We start from the raw sequence: 21,852 nt of genomic DNA, 5'->3' as shown, positions 1-21,852 counted from the left end.
GTTGCACGACTCGTCCGCGTCGGGAGCTTGTCATGCAATATGATGAACAGAAGGTGCAGGACTTCATGGGACGCATGGTCGGCGAATTCGGCGCGGTGGCCAGTGCGCCGCTCATCGCGCTGGGAGACCGGCTGGGCCTCTATAAAACAATGGCAGAACAGGGCTGGATGACGTCGGCTCAACTTGCCGAGCGCACCGAACTCGCCGAGCGTTATGTTCGCGAGTGGCTCGCCGCACAGGCAGCTTCGGGCTTCATCTCTTATGACGCCGCGAGCGGGGCTTATCGGCTCGAAAACGAAATGGCCACGTGCTTCGCCGTCGAGACCAGCCCGACCTTCATCCCCGGATTTTGCGATTGCGCCGAAGCGATGTTCCGCGCCCTGCCGAAACTGGAGGCCGCGTTTCGCACGGGACTCGGCGTCGGATGGCATCAGCATCATCCGTCGCTCTTCAAGGGAACCGAGCGCTTCTTTCGTCCGGGCTACGCCGCGCATCTCGTCCACGAGTGGATTCCGGCGCTCGACGGCGTTCAGGCCGCGCTCGAATCGCCAGGCGCAAAAGTCGCCGATGTCGGCTGCGGGCACGGCGTATCCACGATCCTGCTGGCCCACGCGTATCCGCATGCCACGTTCATCGGCTTCGACTATCACGAGCCTTCGATCCAACGTGCGCGCGAATCCGCGGCCGATGCAGGCGTCAGCGAGCGCGTCACGTTCGAGGTCGCCAGTGCGCAGCAGTATCCCGGCAACGATTACGATCTCGTCGCGTTTTTCGACTGTCTGCACGACATGGGCGACCCCGCCGGTGCAGCCGCGCATGTGTTGCAATCGCTCAGGCCAGGCGGTTCATGGATGATCGTCGAGCCCTTCGCGAATGACCGGCTCGAAGACAACCTGAATCCCGTCGGACGTGTGTTCTATTCGGCTTCCACGATGATCTGCACGGCTGCATCGCTGTCGCAGGAAGGGCAACGGGCGCTCGGCGCGCAGGCGGGCGAGGCACGGCTGAGAGAAGTCGTGACGGAGGGCGGTTTCACGCGCTTTACGCGCGTCACGCAGACGCCGTTCAACATGGTCTTTCAGGCGCAAGCGTGAAGAAGGATTCGGGCGCGGCTTCGCGCCCGGTCCTGGTCTTCCGTGCGTTACTGCGACATCGCGCCCGATGCCGGATGGTCCATGCCCATCGCGTCGTGTTTCTTCATCTTGTCGCTCTTCTTCATCGAGTCTTTCGACATCGAATCCTTGGACATCGAATCCTTGGACATCGAATCCTTGGACATCGAATCCTTCGACATCGAGTCTTTCGACATGGCGTCGTTCGACATCGCGCCGCTGGCCTGCGCAAATACGGTCGATGCGCCCATCGACAGCGCCGCTACGAGTACTGCCGTCATCAATCGCTTCATTGCTTCTCTCCTTGGTGGGTCAGACATGGCATCCGGACAATCCGGAACGGTGGATGGCGCGGCGCTCAGGAGCCGCCGAACCAGTTGTATCCCTGGTCGACCCAATAGCCGCCCGGATACGTATTGGTGACGAATATCTCGACGATGTGCTTCGGGTTCTTGTAGCCGAGCTTGGTCGGCATGCGCAGCTTCATCGGATAGCCGTATTTCGCTGGCAGACGCTGGCCGTCGTATTCGAACGTCAGCAGCGTCTGCGGATGCAGCGCAGTCGGCATGTCGATGCTTTCGTAGTAATCGTCGGCGCAACGGAAGCCGACGTACTTCGCCGTCGTATCCGCGCCCACGCGCCGCAGAAACTCGGAGAACGGCGTGCCGCCCCAGCGTCCGATCGCGCTCCAGCCTTCGACGCAGATATGCCGCGTGATCTGCTCCGCGTGCGGCAGCGCATACAACTGCGGCAGGGTCCAGACGCGTTGCCCCGTGACGAGACCGCTCACTTTCAGCCGATAGTCGTCGCCGTTCACTTCGGGCACGTCGTCGATTCCGTAGAACGCATTGAACGGAAACGGCCGCGTGAGTTGCGCCTCGGTGTATGTGGGCGCGAGCTGCTTCGGATCGAAGAGCAGCGCCTGCGCGCGATCGTTCAGACGCGAGACGGCGGTGAGAAATTTGTTCACCGAGTCTTCGTCGGTGATCGAGCAGCCGGTCAGGAGCGACAATCCGCCCAGCGTCAGCACGCGCTTGCCGAAGAGCCGCCGCGAAGGGTTGTCGAGTTCACGGCGCGCGTCGGCCAGCACGGCTGCGCGATCCACCTTGATGATTCGGTTGTCGTCGGTTTTCATGGCGTGTTTGTTCCCGTTGTTCATCAGCGGCCGCGCAGCATCGTCAGCAGCGAGCGCGGCACGAGCGCGACCATCGCCACATGCACGACGACGAACGCCGCCATCACCGCCATCGCGCAGAAATGCACGATGCGCGCGTTGTCGTAGCCGCCCATCAGTTCGCGCAGCAGCGGGAATTGCACCGATTTCCAGATCGCGAGCCCGGAGAGCACGAGCACCAGCAGATCGACGATGACCGCGAGATACGCGAGCTTCTGCACCGCGTTGTACTGGCGCAAGTCGGCGTGCGAGAGCTTGCCGCTCAATGCCGCGATGAGATCGCGCAGCACGGCGCGCGGCGACACGGGAAAGAACTTCGAGAAGGCGCGGCCGCTCGCCACGTTCAGCGCGACATAGACGATGCCGTTGAACACCAGCAGCCACATCGCCGCGAAATGCCACTGCAACGCGCCGCCGAGCCAGCCGCCGAGCGTGATCGACGGCGGAATGACGATCTGCCTGAACACCGGCGATGCATCGTAGATGCGCCAGCCGGAGAACATCATGATCAGCGCGGCGAGGGCATTGAGCCAGTGCGTGATGCGCAGCCACAGCGGATGAATCGGCGCATCGCGAGGCGAGCGTTCGTGCGCGGAGGCGAGTGGCGCTTTCATCGTTTCCATGTCGGTCACCGTGATCGTCAACGTGAAGGTTGGTTACCAGCTAATTCGTCGTGGAGGCAGCGCCGGTTACAGCCGTGTCGCGAAAAAATTCGCTGTAACCCGCGACGCCGAAGCAACGAACTAACGTGATGGAGGTGAACGACGACATGGATCAGGAAGGCGCTATTGAGACGAATCACGGCTTCGGCTACCCTGACGCGATCGATCCACGGCGCGGCCTGCGTGTCGCCATTGCCGCGGCGGGCGTGTCGTCCACGTCTTCATCCCCTTTTTCGTCTCGCAGCACCGGACCTACAGGAACCATGTCGCACGATGCGGAAAGCAAGCTGAAAGCGTTGTTCATCGGCGGACTCGATGGCGATCAGAACGCGTATCGCAGCTTTCTGCAGGCGCTCACGCGGCATTTGCGCGGCTATCTGCGAAAGCGCATCGCGCATCGTCCCGACGATGTCGAAGATCTCGTCCAGGAAATCCTGCTGGCGGTTCATAACGCGCGTCACACGTATCGTCCGGACGAGCCGTTGACGGCGTGGCTGCACGCGATCGCCCGCTACAAGCTGATGGACTTCTTCCGCGCCCACGCGCGCCGCGACTCGCTGAACGTGCCGCTCGACGATCACGAGGAACTGCTCGCCGCCATCGACGACGAACCCGCTCAGGCGCGCCACGACGTCGGCAAATTGCTCGAACATCTGCCCGACAAGCAGCGTCTGCCGATCGTTCATATGAAACTGGAGGGATTGTCAGTGACGGAGACCGCGCGGATCACGGGTCTGTCGGAATCGGCCGTGAAAGTGGGCGTGCATCGCGGTCTCAAGGCACTCGCCGCCAAAATCCGGGGACTTCGATGAAAACCGACGAACTCATCACCCTCCTTTCGAATCAGGTCACGCGCGTCGACCGCACGGTCGTTTCGCGCCGCTTCGTTCAGGCGTTGCTGCTCGGCGCGGCGGGCTCGCTCGTCCTGATGAGCATCGTGTTCGGCGTGCGTCACGACATCGGCATCGTTGCGCGCACGGGCATCTTCTGGGCGAAGCTCGCGTTTCCGCTGGCAACCGGCATCGGCGCGATGCTCGTCATCGATCGGATCGGGCGGCCGGGCGCGCGCCTCGGCTATTCGTGGGCGATCGTCGCGCTGCCTTTCGCGGCGGTCTGGATCGCCGGCTGGCTGGTTCTGGACACGGCGGATTCGACCGCGCGCTGGACGCTCGTGCTCGGGCATACGTGGCGCACGTGCCCGTTCAACATCCTGCTGCTTTCGGTGCCGACGTTTCCCGCCGCGATCTGGGCGATGCGATCGCTCGCGCCGACGCGCCTGCGCCTCGCCGGGGCCATCGCGGGCTTGCTGGCGAGTTCGACCGCGACGATCGTCTACTGCCTGCATTGCCCGGAGATGAGCCCCGCGTTCTGGGGCGTGTGGTACGCGGCGGGCATGCTGATGCCGGCGCTCATCGGCGCATGGCTGGGCCCGCGGCTGTTGCGCTGGTAGCCGGATTCGGCGCGAAAGGACGGCTATCCGAACACGCGCGCCCACGCCGCCCGGATGCGGCGCGCGCGGTCTTCGAAAAGATACGCGGCGGCCAGCGCCAGCAGCCCCGAAACCACGCCCGTCAGCACGTGCTCGACGTAAGGCAGACGGTAATGGCTCGGATGCGCATAGGTATCTCCGATGGCGGTCAGCAGGCCGACGAGCGCCGCGTTGCCGTACCGGTTGCCATAGAGCTTTGCGGCCGGCGTGAAGGTCAGAAGCACCGCGAGCAGTCCGGTGAGCAGCCCGGTTTTGAACGCGATCGCCCAGTGGGCCATGCTGGCGATATTGCTCCAGCTACCGGGCATGCACGTCATGCATGCGCTCGTCGGTTGCCAGAAGCGTTGCACGAATAATTTGACCCGACGCGTCCACTCGTTCGACATGATCGTCACCGAAGATTCGCCTGGCTCGACAGTGCGTCTTTGACCGCTTCGAGCGCGTAAAGGAAACCGGCGTTGCTGCCCGCTTGTTCGAGCCATTCGAGCGCCTGCAACGACGCCGGACCGCGCTCGCCTCTTCCATGCGCGACGAGCGCGCGTGCGCGCGCCACGACGAATGCGGAAAACGGCGATGGCTCGCGGCGGGCGTAGTCTTCGAGGGCATCGGCATGATGCGCGGCTGCGTCCCAGCGTCCACGGTCGAGGCACGCGTCGATTGCGTCGCGTCGAAAGAGAAAGTGATTGTGGCTCACCGCGCCGGCCGCAAGCAAAGCGTCCGCTTCCGAAAGCGCGTTTTCGAAGACGGCGGCATCGTCGGTGGCGCGCGCGAGGGTGCCGAGATAGGCCGCGCCCAGATAGTTCATGCCGGTTTCGCGGCTGATCGAGAGCGCCTCTTCGATATCGTCGAGCGCCTCGCGCCGCCGCCCCGCCACACGATGCAATTCCGCGCGCAGCGCGAGCGCCTCGCCTTCGAATCGACGCGATTTCAGCTCGCGCGCGCATTGCAGCGCCGGTCCGACATGCTCCCACGCGCGATCCCACTGCGCGAGATCGCGAAAGCAGTGCCACGCTGCGTGATGCGCGACGGCGAGCGCCCGCAGATGGCCGACCTTCTCCGCCGCCGCGACGCTTGCAAGCGCGGCATCGAGTCCGGCCTTTGCGCTGCCGGCGAACCATCCGGTGATGGCGTGCATCGGCAGGTTGGCGACTTCGATCCGCCCGAATCCGTGCCGTCGACACAGCGCGATGCAGCGGCTGAACGCGTCGTGCGCGCTGATCATCCGTCCGCGCATGTACTGCGCATCCCCGATGCCGCCGAGCGCCGCCGCTTCCAGCTCCGCATCGCCCGCTTCCCGCGCGAGCGAAAGGCTGCGCTCGTGCTCGCGCACGCAGCCGTCGATATCGCCGCGCGGAAAACACAGGTTCCCGCGCAGGAAATGAATGCGCGCCCGCTCGCGCAAAAGTCCCTGCGCGATGGCCGCCGATTCCGCGCAGTGCAGATCGGCCCAGGCGCCGTCGAGATCGTCGATGACGCGCTTCACCGTCGCGCGCCCGATCCACGCGTGGCAACGTTCCGTATCGGTCGCGGCGACGCCGAGCGCCGTTTCGAATGCCGCGAGCGCCGATGTCATGTCGCCCACGTCGTGCAGGATATGGCCGCGCAAGCATTCGAGCGCGACGCGGTCGCCGTCCGCATCCGCGATTTCGAGCCCTCGTCCGACGAGCCGAAGCGCCGCTTCGTGCCGATGCGCCGACGCCTGCGCGCGCGCCGCCTCGCAATAGGCGAGCGCCGCCTCGCGCTCCGACGCGCGGTCGAGATGTTCGGCCCGCAAGACCGGATCGCGCGCGCCGTACCATCGCGCGGCAAGCCGATGCAGCTCGCGGCGACGGCTTTTCAGCAGCCCGTCGTAGATGGCGTCGCGAATGAGCGCGTGATGGAAGATGAAGCCCGCGCCCTGCCGCCGCAACAGGCAGCCCATCACGAGCGGCTCCAGTTCAGCGCTTGCGCCGGTTCCATCGACGAGAAAATCGACCGCTTCTTTCTCGAAGAGCTGACCGAGCACCGAGGCGGCCTGCAAGACGGTTTTGCCGATCGGATCGAGCCGGTCGAGCCGCGCCTGCACCAGACTTCGCACCGAACCGGGCACGCTCGCTTCCGCGTTGTCCTGCGCATGGTTGAGCAACTGTTCAAGAAAGAGCGGATTGCCCGCCGCCCGCGAGATGCAGCGCTCCGCGAGCGGCGCCGTCGCGCCGGGAAACGATTCCGCCATGACGTGCGCTTCGCCGACGCTCAGCGGACCGAGATCGACGAGCGTATAGGACGCGCCCGCCGCGGCGAGCCACGATTCGTCGAACGTGCCGATCGACGGGCGCGCCGTCAGCACCAGCACGGCGGGACAGCGCGCCGCCGTCGCGGATAGCGCCGCGAGGTCCGAGAGCGTCGATCCATCCGACCAATGGATATCTTCGACGGCCAGGAGGCGCGGCTGCGCGCGGCTCGCACGCCGGACGAGCCGGGACACGACATCGCGCCGGCCGCGGATGCGCATCGCGTTGTCCATCGCTTCGTAGAGCGTGCGGTTTTCGAGCGGCATCGGCATATCGAGCAGTTCTTCGACGAAGAGCGCGTCGCCGGCATCGATCGACCCGGCGGCGATCGCCCGCTCGATGGCGCTTGCATCGCCGGGCGCTTCGAGCGCGAGAAGCCCGCGCACGAGCGATTGAATCGCGCCGCGTCCGGTCGTCGCGCCGAAGTCGAGCACGAGACCGTCATGGCAGACGAAGCCCGCATCGCGCGCCTCGCGTTCGAGCTCTTCGAGCAGACGCGTCTTGCCGATGCCCGCCTCGCCGCGCAGCAGGATCGTGCGTCCGCGCCCGCTCGCGCGGCATGATTGCAGCGCATCGCGGAACACGCGCAGTTCCTCGCGTCGACCGACGATCGGCCGGCGCAGCGGCGAGCGTCGCAGGCCGGCAATGCACCACGCCGAGACCGGCGCGGCGAAACCCTTGACGGCGAGCGCGCCGCGTTCGACGCAATCGAGGCGATCGGCGAGATGCCGCTGCACCGCGTCCGGGATCAGGATTTCTCCGGGGCCGGCGGCATCGGTGAGGCGCGAGGCGAGATTGACGGTATCGCCGGTGACGGTGTACGCCCGGTGCGCCGCGCTGCCCGTGCCGCTCGCGACGACCTCGCCGCCCGCAATGCCGATATGCACCGCGACCGGACGCCCGAGCGCGCGCGAGAGGCCGGGCATCGCATCGCAGATCGCGAGCGCCGCGCGCACGGCGCGTTCGGCATCGTTGCCATGCGAGACCGGCGCGCCGAACACGGCCATCACCGAATCGCCGACATGTTTGTCGACGTGGCCGCCGTGCTGCTCCACGATGCGATCGGTTTGCTCGAAGTATCGATCGAGCAGCGCGAGCACGTCCTCCGGATCGATTTCCCGGCTCATCGACGTGAAGCCGCACAGATCGGCGAACAGCACGGCGACTTGCCGCCGCTCGCCTTGCGCCTCGCCAGCGTGTCGCAGACCGGCGAGCGCATCGAGCAAGGTGCGCCGATGCCCCACCGAAACGACGCCGAGTTCCTTCAGATCATCTGCGGTGAGATTGCGCAGCACGTCCGCGTCGATGGCGTTCTCGCGAAACGCCGGCGCGTATCGTTCCATTCCGAGGCTGCGCAGCCACGCGGCGACGTCCACGATCTCTCCTGGCCGGAAGGCGTCCGGCCTCTCGAAAGACAGTATGGCACCGGATGTGCGCGGTGCCTGAGCATCGTCACGGTTCGATCGACTGCAAAAAGCGGGTGAGATCGCGCGGCTCGACGCGGATCAACCCGCCCTTCGGACTGTCGATATCCGCGATCAGCGCGAGCGACAGCGCCACGGTCGCCGGCAGAATCGTGATGAGCAAGCCTTTGCGCAGACTGCCCCGCGCGCCGTAACCCTGCATGACGCAGCCGAGCAGCGCGATGATGATCATCAGATACCACGCGCCGAGCGGAATGTGATTGATGCGCGCGGCTTCCGAATAGTCCTGCGAGTTCAGCACGTCGTTCATGCCGGCGACGACGAGCGCGCCGATGGGCGTCGGCTGCTCCTTGCCCACCTGCGTCGCGAGTTGCCACAGTTCGGTTTCGACGGTTCCCGTATCGCGCACGATTTTCGCGACTTCATCGGGCGCGCGCGTGCGGTAATGCGCGAGTCTCAGCTTGGTGAAGCGGAGCAGCGCGGACTTCATCTTCGCGGCGATGGCGGCATCGGCGAGATCCGCGCGCGAATACTCGGTGCCGATGGCGTTGGCTTCGCTTTCTTCCAGCGTCTTGCGCAGGTCGTAGCGATTCACCGCCATCGACAGGCTGAAGCCGACCAGCAGCGCGAGCAGCGTCAGCGTGGACGTCTGGATGATGTTGAAGTCTTCGCGGTCTTCCGCCGGCAGCATGGCGAAGCGCCGCAATACGGTCGCACCGAACGCCACCGCGCCGATGAACAGCACGAGCAGCACGACGAACAACACTTCCGGATGATCGACGAAGGCTGTCATGCCACGCTCCTTCAGCGCTCGTCGACGACGGGAACTTCGGCATCGGCGAGCATCGCCGCCAGCGTGGCTTGCGCGAGTGCCGGCGCGTCGACATGAAAGAGCGATCGTTCCAGTGCGGTGCGCGCGTCGAGCCGTCCCGCGAGCCATGCGCGCAAACCCGCCTCCGGCATCACGACGATGCAGCTGCGCCGCGCGGCATCGGTCGCCCTCACGTCGGGCACCTCGGGGACGATATCGGGATCGAAGCCATCGGTGGTCGCTCGAAAGAAGCCCCACGTGTCGCTTTCGACGAGGAAAACGTAGAAGTCCGGCAGCGCCAGAAGCCGCTCCGGCGCGTGCGTTTCCTCGATGCGCGCCTGCAGCAGATTCAGCGCATCGATCGACGACATGCGCGCGCGCGCCGCGGCGAGCAGCCCTTGCTCCGCGTCGACGGGATCGATCAGCCCGGCCTCGATCGCCTCGCGCGTGGCGACCGCAACCGTCAGCGCCGCCGGATGCCCGACGCCGAATTCGATCCTGAAGTTGCAGATGGCGCACATATCGGCCTCTCAAGGCGTAACGATATTGAAGTAGAACTCGAACGAGTCGAGCCACGTGAGAAACGCGCCGAGCTGCTGACTGTTCCCGTCGACCTTGACGTCGCCGGACATCACGAGCTTTTGCATGTTCGTCGTGCCGAGCATGATGTTGTTCAGATTCTCGCGCGTCATCGTGATCGACGCATCCGCCGCGTCCGACGTCTTGCCCTTCGAGTAATGGATCGCGCTGTTCTCCACGCCGAGCACGACCTGCTCCTTCGTGTCGGTGAGCGTGAGGTTGAAGGTGACGGTCTTGCCCGCCGCGCGTTCGCCGTTCAGCCGGATGCCGAGAAAATCGAGGAACATGTCGAGCGGCATCGCGCGGATGGTGTCCGGGCTTTGCGGCTGCGGCGCGGGCACTTTCTGGATGCCCTTGCGCAGCTCCATTGCGCCCGTCAGATAGAAGTTGCGCCACGGCGCGGACTCGGCCTGATAGCCGAGCTGTTCATAGGCGTCCGCAAGCAACTGCTTCGCCGCGACGTTCTGCGGTTCCGCGAACACGACGTGATTCATGACTTCGGCGACCCATCGGTATTCGCCCTTGTCGTACGACGCGTGCGCTTTCCGGATCACCGCCGCCGCGCCGCCCATGTAGTCGACGTATCGCTTGCCGCTTTCGGTCGGCGGCAGCATGTGCAGATGCGCGGGCACGCCGTCGAAAAAACCCAGCCGCAGGTTGTATTGCGCGACCGCGTCGTGATAAACCGTGCCGTAATAGCTCCGGCAGTACCAGTGCTTCGCGAGGCTGTCGGGCAGACGGATCGCTTCGCCGATCTCGAGCGGCGTCTGTCCCATGTTTGCGAGCCGCAAGGTCTGATCGTGCAGATACCGGTACATGTCGCGCTGCGCGCGCAAAAACGGCAGGATGCGGTCGTTGCCCCACGTCGGCCAGTAATGCGACGCGAACAGCACCTGCGCGTCCGCGCCCCACATGTCGATGGACGTTTGCAGATACTTCGACCAGAGCAATCCGTCGCGCACCTTGGCGCCACGCAGCGTGTAGAGGTTGTGAAGCGTGTGCGTCGCGTCTTCGGCTGCGCAGAACGCCTTGTACTTCGGCAGATAGAACATGAATTCGGACGGCGCTTCAGACTCGGGCGCCATCAGTATTTCGATGTCCACGCCGTCGAGGGTCATCTTCTGGCCGGTCTTCTCAGCGAATATCGACGGAAAAGCGAGTGTGATCGTGCCGACCGACGTCGTCTTGCCCAATCCGCCATCGACGATGCCGGTCGGGCTGCGCGGCAGCAGCGAGCCGTACATGTAGCTCGCGCGGCGGCCCATTGCGTTTCCGGCGATGACGTTCTCGCCCACTGCCGCCTCGGTGAATCCGACCGGCGCGACGATCTTCACCTTGCCGGATTGCAGATCCTGATCGCTGACGAGACCGCGCACGCCGCCGTAGTGATCGACGTGACTGTGCGTGTAGATGACGTGCGTGATCGGCTTGTCGCCCAGATGCGGGATGACGAGCTGCTTCCAGACCGTCGATGCGACTTCCGTCGTGATGAACGGATCGACCACGATATAGCCCTGATCTCCGCGGATGATGCTCATCACGGAAAGATCGTAGCCGCGCACCTGCCAGATACCTTCGACGACCGTGAACAGACCGTGATTCATGTTGAGCTTGGCATTGCGCCACAGGCTCGGATTGACCGTGGATGGCGCGTTGTTCTCCGGGCCGCCGTTCACGAAGGCGAACTGCTGAAGATTCCACGCCGGAATGGCGCCCTGCCCCGGAATGACGACCGGCTCGGGCAACGTCGCGATGAGTCCCCGGCGCGCGTCCTCGAAATCCTGCGCATCGGCGAACGAAAGGAAGCTGGCGTATTGCTGGTTGATATCGAGCGTCGAGCGCGTCGCCGGTTTGGACGCCGCCCCCGTCGCACCCGACGACGCGTCGCCTTGTGCGATCACATCGCCCACTACGCTCGACAGGCCGGTCGCCATGCCCGCGACCGCGACGTTTTTGAGGAACACTCGGCGTGCTTCGCCATCGGCCGGATGCTTCGGCTGGGACATGTCATCTCCTGTCGGGCCATGCATGCGTGAATAACTTCCATTTCCTTCACCGATAAAGGAAAAGCACGGCCTCGACAGTCGATTAAATCTATCGTCGCGATGTTCGAATAGACGACTCTAATCAGACGAACGCGTCAGTCCTCGCGCACGCGCGCCGTGATCGGCATGGGCGCTGCGCCGCGCGAAGGCTCGCGGATCGCGCCGACGAGACGGCGGCCTCGCGGACCATGAACGGCGTCGGGTTCGGGGAAGAGCCAGAGCATCGTCAGGTACAGCACGCCGCCCACGACGAAGGACACCGGCACGCTCAGATCGCAGCCGCCCGCGAGCGCGCCGAGCGGCCCGATGAACTGTCCCGGCAGATTCACGAACGCGAGACCGATGAACGCCGCGGGCATCCACGCGCCCATCGCGCGCCAGTTCCAGCCGTTGCGATACCAGTAGTGGCCGCCGCGCCCGCCGCGATTGAACACTTGCAGATCATCGGCGAGATAAAAGCCGCCGCGCTGCACGAAGCCGATCACCATGATCGCCATCCACGGGCAACTGAACGTGCAGATCAGCGTCGAGAACGTCGCCACGCTTTCCACGAGGTTGAATGCGAAGCGGCCCAGAAAAATGAAGCCGATGGCGAGCGTGCCGATCAGCGTCGTCGCGCGCACGCGATTCAGACGCTTCGGGAACATGCTCGACATGTCGAGGCCCGTGCCGTAGAGCGCGGTCGTGCCCGTCGACATGCCGCCGATGATCGCGATCAGGCACATCGGCAGCAGAAACCAGCGCGGCGACACCGCGAGCAGTCCGCCCACGTAATCGTTCGACGTGATGTACGTCGGCGCCTGCGTCGCGATGATGGTCGCGGTGACGAGGCCGAAGAAGAACGGCACGAACGTCGCGATCTGCGCGATGAACACGGCGCCCATCACGCGATAGCGCGGCGTCGATTGCGGAATGTAGCGCGCCCAGTCGCCGAGCGTCGATGCGAACGAGACCGGATTGCTCAACGCCACCAGCGCCGCGCCGATGAACGCGGCCCAAAAGCCCGCGCTGCCGTGATGCAGCGTGCCGGCGTAATGCACGTCGAACGCCTTCGCGAATGCGAACGCGCCGAGCACGAACATCAGGCTCGCCGCCCACACGGCGATCTTGTTCACCCACAGCATGAAGCGAAAGCCGTAGATGCACACGATCAGCACGAGCACCGCGAACACCATGTACGCCGTGCCGAGCGTCCACGGATTGACCGGCAGACCGACCATGTCGTGCGCGCCGCCGACGAGCGCATCGCCCGAACTCCACACCGCGAGCGAGAAGAACGCGACCGACGTGAGCACCGCGAGAAACGACCCGACGATACGCCCATGAATGCCGAAGTGCGCACCCGACGACACCGGATCGCTCGTGCCGTTGCGCGGGCCGAAGAGGCTCATCGGCGCGAGCATGCAGGTGCCCGCGAGCACGCCGCTCACGATCGCCCACAGGCTCGCTTCGAACGACAGTCCGACGAGAATCGGAAAGCTGCCGAGCACCGACGTCGAAAACGTGTTGCAGCCGCCGAAGAGCAGGCGGAACAGATCGATGGGCCGCGCGTATCGCGAGGCGTCGGGAATGCGTTCGAAACCGAAGGTTTCGATCTGCGTGATGCTGGTGTTGCCGCTGGTGTTGCCGCTCGTTTTGTCTGCCATGCTGTCTCGCTCCATTGTTATCGGCGGTCATTCCGTTGCTGCCGGATGCGCGCCGTCATGCATCGTCAAAACGTTCACATCGGTCACACTGCTGCTGCGTATTCCGGCTCGTCGTGATGAAGCTCCCGCGCGCCGTAGACATCGAAAAGGTCTTCGCAGAAGGCTCGGACGATCGGTTTGCCGGCGGTGCCGCGTTTCATCGCGAGGTGCATGGGCACGTCGAAGCCGAAGGCCGTGCGCCCCAGCACGCGGATCAGTCCGCGTTGCTCGAAAGGCTCCGCGTGATGCGCGGGCAAATAGCCGATATGACTGCCGGAAAGAATCAGCACCGTGGCCGCGTCGATGCTGTCCGCGATCGCCGTCACGCGACGCTCGCCGATGCTCGCCAGTTCCTCCGGCACGGGATAGCTGCGCCAGATCCAGTCGTGCGCGCGCAGATCGTCGATCGTCACGTGCGGGTCCGCGTGAAAGAGCGGATGGCCGCGCCCGCAACAGATCACCTGCCGCTCGTTGAACAGCCTGCTGTACGAGAGTCCCGCGACGCGATGCCAGAAGTAACCGATCGCGAGATCCAGCTCGTGATTGACGAGGCTTTCTTCGAGTTCCTGCGGCGGCGCGACGTGCATCGCGAAACGCACGGCCTGATCGCGTTGGCGAAATGCGCCGATGGCTTCCGCGAGCCGCGCGTTCTCCACCTGCGACGCCTGCCCGATCAGCCCGATCGACAGCGTGCCCACGAGCGTGCGGTCGATATCGCGGACCTGCGCGACGAATTGCGATGTCGCCGCGATCAGCGCCCGCGCCGACGTCACGAAACGCTCGCCCTTCGACGTGAGCCGGAAACCGCCGCGCCCGCGTTCGCAGAGCCGGAAGCCCATGCGCGCTTCGAGCGCGGAAAGCTGCGAGCTGATGGTCGACTGGCGCACGCCGAGCGTCGCTTCGGCGGCGGTGATGCCGCGCGCGTCGACGACCGCGAGAAAGACACGCACGAGGCGCAGGTCGAGATCGGAGGTGTTGGAGAACATGTCGCGCCGCCGTGCGGTTACATCGGGAAACCCATCGCCTTGATGCCCTTGATCCACGCGCGCTTCCAGCCGCCTTCGGCATCGGCGCCATCGAACGCGTGGAAGGTCACCTTCGCGGCCAGCCATCGCACCGGCTCGGGCGGGATGTACGTCGGGCTTTGATTGGCGATGTCGAGCGCGCGCTCCGGGCTTTCGCGATCGAACAGGATGTTCAGGCCCATGAACGCGCCGAAGCGGCTCGCGGCCACGCCGAAGCCCGTGTAGCCCGCGACGAACACCGCCTTGTCGCCGAGATAGCGCTTGGCGAACACCGAACCGCGCGAGCAATAGTCGATCGGGCCGCCCCACGCGTGCGAAAAGCGCACGTCGCTCAGTTGCGGGAAGGTCTTGTAGAACGCTTCCGCGAGACGATAGTAGGTGTCGCGCTTCTGGTCGTGCGGCGGATTCGGATCGCCATCGAAGTGATAGCTCACGAGACCGCCGAAGATGATGTTGTTGCGCTTCGTGAGGCGGAAATAGTTGAGTTGCGTGCGCGTATCGTAGATGCCCTGACGCTGCTTCCAGCCGATGCGCGCCAGTTGCTCGTCGGTGAGCGGCTCGGTCGCGAGCACGTGATCGCGCACCTGCAGGACGCGGCGATTGATATCGGGAATGCCGACTTTCGCCGTGCCGCTGCCGAACACTACGCGCGGCGCGCGCACGCTGCCCGCGGGCGTTTTCACGAGGACGGTCGCGCCTTCGTCGGTCACGTTCGTCAGCGGGCTGTGTTCGTAGAGCCGCACGCCGAGTTGCAGCGCCGCGCGCTTCAAACCCCACGCGAGCTTGGCCGGATGCACGATGCCGCTGCGGTTGCGCGACCAGAGCGCGCCCGCGAACAGCGGCGAATCGAGTTGTTCGCGCGTGGCGGCGGCGTCGAGCAGCACGACATCGTGGCCATAGGATTTGTGCAGATCGTGATCGGCGCGCAGATGTCCGATGTGATCCGGATCGACGGCCACCGTCATCTCGCCGTTCCATTCGATATCGGCGTCGATGCCGTAGCGTTCGAGCGTTTCCTCGAAGCCATCGAGATTGCGCTGGCCGAAGGCTTCGAGCTCCGCGATATCGTTCGGAAACACGCGCACGGCGTTCGGCAGACCGTGCATCACCGATGTCGAGATGATGCCGCCCGCGCGTCCCGATGCGCCATGCGCGACGCGTCCCGCTTCGATCAGCACGACATCGAGTTCGGGCATCTGTTCTTTCGCCTGCACCGCCGCCCACAAGCCGGTGAAGCCGCCGCCGACGATCAGCAGATCGGCATGCGTGTCGCCCGCGAGCGCGGGCTCGGCGGGCGGCTCTGCGAGATTGTCGAGCCAGTAAGGCATGAGCCGCGTGCGGGCGAGCGCTTCCTCGACGGTCAATCTGGCAGACGTGGGACGCACGCCGCGCGATGCGCCGTGCGTGGGCGCGGCGATATCGGCTTCGAAAAGCTGCGCGCTTTCGTTCATGACGTGTCTCCTCCTCGGGCTCGACGTGCGACGTTTATTGCTGCGGTTCGAGCACGACGTAGAACTTCTTCGCGTCCTCGATCGTTTCCCAGCGGCCCGCGAAGCCCGCCGGCAGCAAATAGCCCTCACCCGCCTTGAACTCGCGGCGCGCGCCGTTCACGTCGGTCAAAGCGATGCGGCCTTCGACGAGCCAGACCGCTTCGTCCGCGGTGGTCGCGGGGAAATCGACGGCGCCGGCCTTGCCTTCCCACCAGCCGATCACGTAGTTGCCGTTTTTGCCCTCGGCCGCGCGCCAGTCGCTTTCGTCCATGCCGTAGTCGAGTTGGGTGAATTGCCCGATGCCTGCGCCCAGCGGCGCGATGTCCTGAATCAGCTTGCTCACGTGTTTCCCTTTTTGCGACGTTTTTCAATGAATCGGTGCGCCAAAGTTACCGGGCCGCGACGCCCCGGTATGCCCCCCCGCAGGGGGGACAAGCCGCGTTTTAGCGATCCTCGGGTAAATACCTAGTTACGCTGAAAACCCCGTCTGGCGGGCGATGCGGCGCATGTTCTACAATCGGAGAGCCTTTTCTTTGGGGCGCGCCATGCTGCTCAACGTACCCCCGCTCAATCAGGATCAAGCCGCGTTTCCGGTCTCGTTCAAGACGCTCGGCAAAGTCATCGAAGCTGTCGGCACGCCGGATTTCGTGCCGCGTCTCACGCTGCTTCTCAACGAAGTCGTGCCGCTCAACGTCGTGCATATCGAGCGTTCGCGCGTCGATCGCAGCAAGCCCACGGGCTTTCGCTGCGAGTGGATCGGCAGCAGCGGCGTCGGCATGGACACGAGCGTCATTTCGGATGTGATGACGCTCTACTACGACCGCTTCTACGACAGCGATCCGCTCTTCGCGGGCATTCGCGGCAAGGTCGGCACGATGCTCGTCGTGCGCGATATCGGCGCGATTCCGCCGGGCGAATTCCGTCAGCGTCTTTTCGATGAAGCGTCGATCGCGCACGAATGCGTGCTCGCGCGCGGCACGGCGCACGCGCAGGATTCCATCGCGCTCGAACGCGCGCTCGATGCGCCGCCGTTCACGCTCGCCGAGATGAACCGCTTTCGCAACGTGAGCGAGTTCCTGTTTCCCCTGCTGGAGCTGCATGCATCGACGAGCGCCGCGAAACGCGTGGCGCATCCGATGTCGTTTCTGCATCCGCTCGCTCAGTTCGATGCGCGCATCGCCGCCGATCACGTGCGGCTGTCCAAACGCGAATACGAAATCTGCACGCATCTCATCACGGGCCGCACGGTGCCCGAGGCGGCGGAGATCATCGGCGTGCGCATCGGCACGGCGGAGTCGTATGTGAAGCGCGCGTTCGCGAAGCTCGGCGTGCGCACCAAGCGCGATCTGATCGCGTGGGGACAGGAACAGCCGCGCTTGCACGCCACCTGAAGCGCCATTCACATCGAATCGGGTCGATGTGAACATCTCCACTTCGTGATTCGCGCGGCGTTTGCGTCGCCTAACATCGCCCCGTCCATACAACGATGACGGGAGACGCACCCATGCAGCGCGAATTCAACCAGCCGCTCGGCGGCAACGACATGCCGCGATTCGGCGGCATCGCGACGATGATGCGCCTGCCGCACGCGGCGAGCACCGAAGGCCTCGACGCGTGTTTCGTCGGCGTGCCGCTCGATATCGGCACGTCGAATCGTTCGGGCGCGCGCTTCGGGCCGCGTCAGATCCGCTCGGAATCCGTGCTGCTGCGTCCCTACAACATGGCGACGCGCGCCGCGCCGTTCGATTCGCTGCAAGTGGCCGATATCGGCGACGTCGCGACCAATCCGTACGACCTCAAGGATTCGATCCGGCTGATCGAAGCGGCCTATGACGAGATCGTCGCGAACGGCTGCCGTCCGATCACGCTCGGGGGCGATCACACGATCGCGTGGCCGATCCTGCGCGCGCTGCACAAGAAGTACGGCAAGGTCGCGGTCGTGCACGTCGATGCGCATGCCGATGTCAACGACACCATGTTCGGCGAGAAGATCGCGCACGGCACGCCGTTTCGCCGCGCGGTGGAAGACGGCCTGCTTCAATGCGACAAGGTCACGCAAATCGGCTTGCGCGGCACCGGCTATCACGCTGAAGACTTCGACTGGTGCCGCGCGCAGGGCTTCACCGTCGTGCAGGCCGAAGCGTGCTGGAACCGCTCGCTCGCGCCGCTGATGGAAGAAGTGCGCGCGCGCATCGGCGACACGCCCGTGTATCTGAGCTTCGATATCGACGGACTCGATCCCAGCTTCGCGCCCGGCACGGGCACGCCGGAAATCGGCGGCCTGACCGTGCAGCAAGGGCTCGAAATCGTGCGCGGGATGAAGGGGCTGAACGTCGTCGGCGCGGATCTCGTCGAGGTCTCGCCGCCTTACGATCAGGCCGGCACGACGGCGCTCGTCGGCGCGAATCTCGCCTTCGAAATGCTCTGCGTGATGCCAGGCGTTCACTATCGTCAAGCGAACGGAGCGCAATCATGAACATGCGCGACGACCCCTCGATCCTGCTGCCCGCCGCGACGATCGCGGGCACGCGCTACGGCGCATCGGTGCTGGAAGCGGGCAACGCGATCCACGATGCATCGACGGGCGAGGTCATCGGCTGGCAGGAACACGCCGATGCCGCGCAAGTCGATGCCGCCGTGCGTGCCGCGCACGCCGCGCTCGATGCATGGCGCAACCGCACGCCCGCATCGCGCGGCGAGATTCTGCGCAAGATCGCCGAACTGATCGCGGCGAATCGCGAGCGTCTCTCGTCGATGCAGCAAAAGGTGAGCGGCAAGCCTCCACTCGAAGCCGACACCGACGTGAGCGACGCCATCGCCACATTCGATTACTACGCGGGTCTGTGCGCGGACGCGTCGCATTTCGCCGCCGATACGCTCACATTGCCCGACGACACCGTGACCGGCGAGCGCCGGTACGAAGCGGTCGGCGTGGCCGCGCTGATCGTGCCGTGGAATTTCCCGATGGTCACGACCGCGTGGAAGATCGCGCCCGCGCTCGCGGCGGGCTGCACGGCGGTGCTGAAGCCGTCCGAACTTACGTCGCCGGTCGAGCATCTGCTCGCGGAGATCATGACGGCGGCGGGCGTGCCCGATGGCGTCGTGAATATCGTGAACGGCGGCGGCGAAGTGGGCGCGCTGCTCGCGGCGCATCCGCTCGTCGACAAGATTTCGTTCACGGGCAGCACGGCCATCGGTCGCAAGGTGATGCAGACGGCGGCGCTCGACATGAAGCGCGTCACGCTCGAACTCGGCGGGAAATCCGCGCTGATCGTGCGCGCCGATGCGGACATCGAGCACGCGGTCGCGCTCGCGATGGGCGGCGCGTTCACGAACGCCGGGCAGATGTGCTCGGCGACGTCGCGGATCATCGTGCACGACGATGTCTATCGCAAGTTCGTCGCCGCGCTCGAAGCGGCCGTGCGCGCGCTCGTGGTCGCGCCGCCGCATATCGGCAATGTCGCGATGGGGCCGCTCGTTTCCCATGCGCAGCGTGCGCGTGTGCAGGCGCTCGTCGAGCAGGGCGTGGCGGGCGGCGCGACCGTCGCGTTCAGCGGCGCGCTCGACGCTGCCTGCGCGGAAGGCTTTTTCATGGCGCCGGTCGTCATCGCGGAGCCGGATGCGGACAACGTGTTATGGACCGACGAAGTGTTCGGCCCGGTCGCCTGCGTGAAGTCGTTCCGAACCGACGATGAAGCCATCGCGCTCGCCAACGACACGCGCTACGGGCTCGTCGCCACCGTCGTGACGCGCGATGAAGACGCCACGCGGCGCTATCGCCATGCGCTGCGCGCGGGCCTCGTGTGGATCAACACGCCGCAACTGATCTTCCCGCAAGTGTGTTGGGGCGGGCTCGGCCTGAGCGGCATCGGCCGTGAACTCGGTGTGGCGGGATTGCGCAGCTATCAGGAGTTGCGCCACGCGATCACGGCGCGCGGCTGATCAGCCTTTGACCAACCCGCCGTCGACGACGAGGTTCTGCCCCGTCACCGCGCGTGCCCACGGCGAGAGGAAGAACAGCACCGCATCGGCGAATTCGGCGGGCGTCGTGACGCGGCGCAGCGGCGTGAATCCGGCGACCATGTCGAACACGGCTTCGGGCGTCGCGCTGCTGGCATCCGTGGTACGCAAAAGTCCGCCCGACACCATGTTCACCGTGATGCCATCCGGCCCGAGATCGTTCGATGCGGTTCGCGTGAGCGCGAGCAGCGCCGCTTTCGCCGCGGTGTAGTCGTGATACGGCACGACGGGATTCTGAAACAGATTGGTCCCGACGTTCACGATGCGGCCGAAGCCGGCGTCGCGCATCGCGGGCAGCGCGGCCTGAATCGTGTGGAGCGCACCTTTCAATGCGCCGTCGATCTGCTGCTGGAAACGCGCCCACGCGATGTCGCCGATCTTCGGGCGCGCGTCGCCGTCGAAGCTGAAATCGGCGAGCGCGTTGTTCACGACGGCATGCACCGGCCGGCCGGTTTGCGCGCGGGCTTCGTCGAACAGACGCGCGACCGAGGATTCATCGGTGATGTCGGCCTGAATCGCCACGACGCGTGGCCCGAGCCGCTCGGCAAGCGCTTTCGCCTGTGCGTCGCTGCGTCGATAGTTGATGACGACGCCAGCGCCTTCGCGCGCGAGCGCTTCGCTGATCGCCGCGCCGAGTCCGCGCGCGCCGCCGGTCACGAGTACGTTTTGTTCCGACAGGAGCATGGGCATCTCCAGGATTTTTTTGAACTGAGCGGTGGATCATGACGCGGTCGAGATCGGCGCATCCGGCCTTGTCCGGCCCGAGGCCTTTTTCGATACGGTCGTGCGGGAGTTGCCGGAGTTATCGCGGCGGCGTGCGCGCCGCGTCCCGATAGCGGGCAGGCTCACGCGCCCGGCGCATGAGACCTTTGCCCGTGCAAGGCCGCGTCAGTTGCGCGGCGGACGCGGCGGCCGGTCGCTCGGACCGCGGCTTTCGCGATGATTCGGCCGACCGGGCGCGCCGTGATCTTCGCAGATGGTCGAAATCGCGTGTTTGAAAAGAACCTGGTTTCCGCTGGTCGAATTGAGATAGACCATATACGTGTCGAACGACTGGATATGGCCCGTCAGCTTGATCCCGTTAACGAGATAAATGGAAACCCGTTTGCGTTCTTTTCGGAGCGCGTTGAGAAAATCGCCTTGAATGCTGGCTGGACTGTTGGACATTTATGATCCGTGTTGAACCGAGCGAAGGCTGCATTTTGCCCGGGGTGATTTCTTGGACGAGTCATTATCGCGTTTCCGCGCCGTTGTTGCGACGAAAAGATAATCGCGTCGAAAAGCCGTGTGTGGAAATAGGTTAGCCAATCGTCTGATGAAACGTGGCGACCCGATACCGGTGCGGACCGGAAACCCCGGCCGTCACTTGAGCACCGCCGCCTCCACGGCGGCCAGATACGCCGCCAGCGCGCGCTTCACTTCGCGCAGATAACGGCGCGCCAGTTGCACGTCGCCCATCGCGGGACGCAATTTGACAGCCAGCGCGCCGCTCGCGAGCGCATGCAGCATGTCGACGTACAGTTCGCGCTCGGACGCTTTCACGCCGGGCATGCGTGCGTCGATGACCTTGCGCATCATGCTGGACTTGCGCTTCTTTTTCGCTTCGTCGTGCGGCATGACCGACATCAGAATCAGAAAATCGGTCTTGCGTTCGAAATATTCGATGTGCGGCGTCATGATGCGATCGATCACCGCCTCCGCCGTCAGCGCCCGCCACGTTTCGCTGTCGATACGCGAGAGCTCTTCTTCCAGCTCTTCCAGCGCCGCCGCGTGACGATCCCACAACGCGGCGAGCAGCGCGTCGCGATCCGGAAAGAAGTGGTACATCGACCCGATCGGCGTCTGCGCGCGCCGCGCGACGCCGTGCATCGTCACGCCTTCCAGTCCCTTTTCGACGATCAGCTCGGCGGTCGCGTCCAGCACGGCCTCGATGCGCGCACGGCCGCGCGCCTGCAACGGCGAGCGCGCCGTGCTGCCGCGTTCCTGATCCTGCGATTCGCCTTCGTCTCCGGCGCGCAGCTTCTTCATTTTGTGTCCCCAAAGCCAGGTCAAACTAGACGCTCGTG

Annotated in this window: 21 protein-coding genes; 6 read left to right on the top strand and 15 right to left on the bottom strand. The window is 65.0% G+C overall.

All coding sequences use genetic code 11. The features are described from left to right. The first annotated feature begins 32 nt into the window (after positions 1–32). Positions 33–1,094, top strand: a complete 1,062-nt coding sequence (locus AWB76_RS28615) for a class I SAM-dependent methyltransferase (protein WP_061163492.1) — start codon at positions 33–35, stop codon at positions 1,092–1,094. A gap of 47 nt (positions 1,095–1,141) precedes the next feature. On the opposite strand, the gene AWB76_RS28610 is transcribed toward AWB76_RS28615, so the two are convergent. From AWB76_RS28610 to AWB76_RS28600, 3 genes are all read right to left on the bottom strand, one after another. Then, positions 1,142–1,405, bottom strand: coding sequence for a pentapeptide MXKDX repeat protein (locus AWB76_RS28610; protein WP_061163491.1), 264 nt, complete (start codon positions 1,403–1,405; stop codon positions 1,142–1,144). A 65-nt stretch (positions 1,406–1,470) separates the two neighbouring features. After that, positions 1,471–2,247 (bottom strand): molybdopterin-dependent oxidoreductase, encoded by a 777-nt coding sequence (locus AWB76_RS28605; protein ID WP_061163546.1) that lies wholly within the window; start codon positions 2,245–2,247, stop codon positions 1,471–1,473. 23 nt (positions 2,248–2,270) lie between these two features. Further along, a complete protein-coding gene (locus tag AWB76_RS28600) occupies positions 2,271–2,909 on the bottom strand; it encodes a cytochrome b/b6 domain-containing protein (RefSeq protein WP_061163545.1) in 639 nt (212 codons plus the stop codon). Positions 2,910–3,211: 302 nt separating this feature from the next. Between AWB76_RS28600 and AWB76_RS28595 the strand changes: the two genes are divergently transcribed. After that, positions 3,212–3,760, top strand: a complete 549-nt coding sequence (locus AWB76_RS28595) for a sigma-70 family RNA polymerase sigma factor (RefSeq protein ID WP_061163490.1) — start codon at positions 3,212–3,214, stop codon at positions 3,758–3,760. Further along, positions 3,757–4,398 carry a DUF1109 domain-containing protein gene (locus tag AWB76_RS28590; RefSeq protein WP_061163489.1) on the top strand — a complete coding sequence of 214 codons (642 nt, stop codon included), beginning with the start codon at positions 3,757–3,759 and terminating at the stop codon, positions 4,396–4,398. The genes AWB76_RS28595 and AWB76_RS28590 overlap by 4 nt, the downstream gene beginning before the upstream one ends. Before the next feature lie 23 nt (positions 4,399–4,421). Here AWB76_RS28590 and AWB76_RS28585 read toward each other — a convergent pair whose 3' ends face one another. The 9 genes from AWB76_RS28585 to AWB76_RS28545 form a co-directional block, all read right to left on the bottom strand. Continuing rightward, positions 4,422–4,823 carry a hypothetical protein gene (locus AWB76_RS28585; RefSeq protein ID WP_061163544.1) on the bottom strand — a complete coding sequence of 134 codons (402 nt, stop codon included), beginning with the start codon at positions 4,821–4,823 and terminating at the stop codon, positions 4,422–4,424. A 5-nt stretch (positions 4,824–4,828) separates the two neighbouring features. Continuing rightward, positions 4,829–8,083, bottom strand: coding sequence for an adenylate/guanylate cyclase domain-containing protein (locus AWB76_RS28580; protein ID WP_061163488.1), 3,255 nt, complete (start codon positions 8,081–8,083; stop codon positions 4,829–4,831). A gap of 76 nt (positions 8,084–8,159) precedes the next feature. Next, positions 8,160–8,924: a bestrophin-like domain gene (locus AWB76_RS28575; RefSeq protein WP_061163487.1), complete on the bottom strand. Its 765-nt coding sequence runs from the start codon at positions 8,922–8,924 to the stop codon at positions 8,160–8,162. Between the two features lie 11 nt (positions 8,925–8,935). Continuing rightward, on the bottom strand, positions 8,936–9,463 hold the full coding sequence (locus AWB76_RS28570) for a hypothetical protein (RefSeq protein WP_061163486.1): 528 nt from the start codon (positions 9,461–9,463) through the stop codon (positions 8,936–8,938). Between the two features lie 9 nt (positions 9,464–9,472). Beyond that, positions 9,473–11,527: an alkyl/aryl-sulfatase gene (locus AWB76_RS28565; RefSeq protein WP_082864556.1), complete on the bottom strand. Its 2,055-nt coding sequence runs from the start codon at positions 11,525–11,527 to the stop codon at positions 9,473–9,475. Between the two features lie 134 nt (positions 11,528–11,661). Then, positions 11,662–13,212: a purine-cytosine permease family protein gene (locus AWB76_RS28560; protein ID WP_061163485.1), complete on the bottom strand. Its 1,551-nt coding sequence runs from the start codon at positions 13,210–13,212 to the stop codon at positions 11,662–11,664. 83 nt (positions 13,213–13,295) lie between these two features. Beyond that, positions 13,296–14,237 (bottom strand): LysR family transcriptional regulator, encoded by a 942-nt coding sequence (locus AWB76_RS28555; RefSeq protein WP_061163484.1) that lies wholly within the window; start codon positions 14,235–14,237, stop codon positions 13,296–13,298. 17 nt (positions 14,238–14,254) lie between these two features. Continuing rightward, positions 14,255–15,604: an NAD(P)/FAD-dependent oxidoreductase gene (locus tag AWB76_RS28550; protein ID WP_096031368.1), complete on the bottom strand. Its 1,350-nt coding sequence runs from the start codon at positions 15,602–15,604 to the stop codon at positions 14,255–14,257. Positions 15,605–15,761: 157 nt separating this feature from the next. Next, positions 15,762–16,109, bottom strand: coding sequence for a cupin domain-containing protein (locus tag AWB76_RS28545; protein ID WP_061163483.1), 348 nt, complete (start codon positions 16,107–16,109; stop codon positions 15,762–15,764). 202 nt (positions 16,110–16,311) lie between these two features. Between AWB76_RS28545 and AWB76_RS28540 the strand changes: the two genes are divergently transcribed. The 3 genes from AWB76_RS28540 (at position 16,312) to AWB76_RS28530 (ending at position 19,708) form a co-directional block, all read left to right on the top strand. Continuing rightward, positions 16,312–17,157 (top strand): helix-turn-helix transcriptional regulator, encoded by an 846-nt coding sequence (locus AWB76_RS28540; protein WP_061163482.1) that lies wholly within the window; start codon positions 16,312–16,314, stop codon positions 17,155–17,157. 113 nt (positions 17,158–17,270) lie between these two features. Further along, positions 17,271–18,242 carry an agmatinase gene (gene speB / locus AWB76_RS28535; RefSeq protein WP_061163481.1) on the top strand — a complete coding sequence of 324 codons (972 nt, stop codon included), beginning with the start codon at positions 17,271–17,273 and terminating at the stop codon, positions 18,240–18,242. Further along, positions 18,239–19,708: an aldehyde dehydrogenase family protein gene (locus AWB76_RS28530; RefSeq protein WP_061163480.1), complete on the top strand. Its 1,470-nt coding sequence runs from the start codon at positions 18,239–18,241 to the stop codon at positions 19,706–19,708. Before speB ends, AWB76_RS28530 begins: the two co-directional genes overlap by 4 nt. On the opposite strand, the gene AWB76_RS28525 is transcribed toward AWB76_RS28530, so the two are convergent. From AWB76_RS28525 to AWB76_RS28515, 3 genes are all read right to left on the bottom strand, one after another. Then, entirely contained in the window at positions 19,709–20,470 is a 762-nt protein-coding gene (locus AWB76_RS28525; RefSeq protein ID WP_061163541.1) for a 3-oxoacyl-ACP reductase, read from the bottom strand. A gap of 204 nt (positions 20,471–20,674) precedes the next feature. Beyond that, the gene (gene hfq / locus AWB76_RS28520) at positions 20,675–20,953 is read right to left on the bottom strand and encodes an RNA chaperone Hfq (protein ID WP_061163479.1); all 279 of its coding nucleotides are present in this window, start codon (positions 20,951–20,953) and stop codon (positions 20,675–20,677) included. A gap of 195 nt (positions 20,954–21,148) precedes the next feature. Continuing rightward, positions 21,149–21,814: a TetR/AcrR family transcriptional regulator gene (locus tag AWB76_RS28515; RefSeq protein WP_061163478.1), complete on the bottom strand. Its 666-nt coding sequence runs from the start codon at positions 21,812–21,814 to the stop codon at positions 21,149–21,151. Positions 21,815–21,852 lie beyond the last annotated feature (38 nt).

Origin of the sequence: Caballeronia temeraria, assembly GCF_001544795.2 — a bacterium.
Classification (GTDB): domain Bacteria; phylum Pseudomonadota; class Gammaproteobacteria; order Burkholderiales; family Burkholderiaceae; genus Caballeronia; species Caballeronia temeraria.
This window is presented reverse-complemented; position numbering and strand designations above follow the sequence as displayed.

Coding starts and splice junctions, on each gene's coding strand:
- AWB76_RS28615 (WP_061163492.1), top strand. CDS start 33: ATGCAATATGATGAACAGAAGGTGCAGGACTTCATGGGACGCATGGTC.
- AWB76_RS28610 (WP_061163491.1), bottom strand. CDS start 1,405: ATGAAGCGATTGATGACGGCAGTACTCGTAGCGGCGCTGTCGATGGGC.
- AWB76_RS28605 (WP_061163546.1), bottom strand. CDS start 2,247: ATGAAAACCGACGACAACCGAATCATCAAGGTGGATCGCGCAGCCGTG.
- AWB76_RS28600 (WP_061163545.1), bottom strand. CDS start 2,909: ATGGAAACGATGAAAGCGCCACTCGCCTCCGCGCACGAACGCTCGCCT.
- AWB76_RS28595 (WP_061163490.1), top strand. CDS start 3,212: ATGTCGCACGATGCGGAAAGCAAGCTGAAAGCGTTGTTCATCGGCGGA.
- AWB76_RS28590 (WP_061163489.1), top strand. CDS start 3,757: ATGAAAACCGACGAACTCATCACCCTCCTTTCGAATCAGGTCACGCGC.
- AWB76_RS28585 (WP_061163544.1), bottom strand. CDS start 4,823: ATGTCGAACGAGTGGACGCGTCGGGTCAAATTATTCGTGCAACGCTTC.
- AWB76_RS28575 (WP_061163487.1), bottom strand. CDS start 8,924: ATGACAGCCTTCGTCGATCATCCGGAAGTGTTGTTCGTCGTGCTGCTC.
- AWB76_RS28570 (WP_061163486.1), bottom strand. CDS start 9,463: ATGTGCGCCATCTGCAACTTCAGGATCGAATTCGGCGTCGGGCATCCG.
- AWB76_RS28565 (WP_082864556.1), bottom strand. CDS start 11,527: ATGTCCCAGCCGAAGCATCCGGCCGATGGCGAAGCACGCCGAGTGTTC.
- AWB76_RS28560 (WP_061163485.1), bottom strand. CDS start 13,212: ATGGCAGACAAAACGAGCGGCAACACCAGCGGCAACACCAGCATCACG.
- AWB76_RS28555 (WP_061163484.1), bottom strand. CDS start 14,237: ATGTTCTCCAACACCTCCGATCTCGACCTGCGCCTCGTGCGTGTCTTT.
- AWB76_RS28550 (WP_096031368.1), bottom strand. CDS start 15,604: ATGCCTTACTGGCTCGACAATCTCGCAGAGCCGCCCGCCGAGCCCGCG.
- AWB76_RS28540 (WP_061163482.1), top strand. CDS start 16,312: ATGCTGCTCAACGTACCCCCGCTCAATCAGGATCAAGCCGCGTTTCCG.
- speB (WP_061163481.1), top strand. CDS start 17,271: ATGCAGCGCGAATTCAACCAGCCGCTCGGCGGCAACGACATGCCGCGA.
- AWB76_RS28530 (WP_061163480.1), top strand. CDS start 18,239: ATGAACATGCGCGACGACCCCTCGATCCTGCTGCCCGCCGCGACGATC.
- AWB76_RS28525 (WP_061163541.1), bottom strand. CDS start 20,470: ATGCTCCTGTCGGAACAAAACGTACTCGTGACCGGCGGCGCGCGCGGA.
- hfq (WP_061163479.1), bottom strand. CDS start 20,953: ATGTCCAACAGTCCAGCCAGCATTCAAGGCGATTTTCTCAACGCGCTC.
- AWB76_RS28515 (WP_061163478.1), bottom strand. CDS start 21,814: ATGAAGAAGCTGCGCGCCGGAGACGAAGGCGAATCGCAGGATCAGGAA.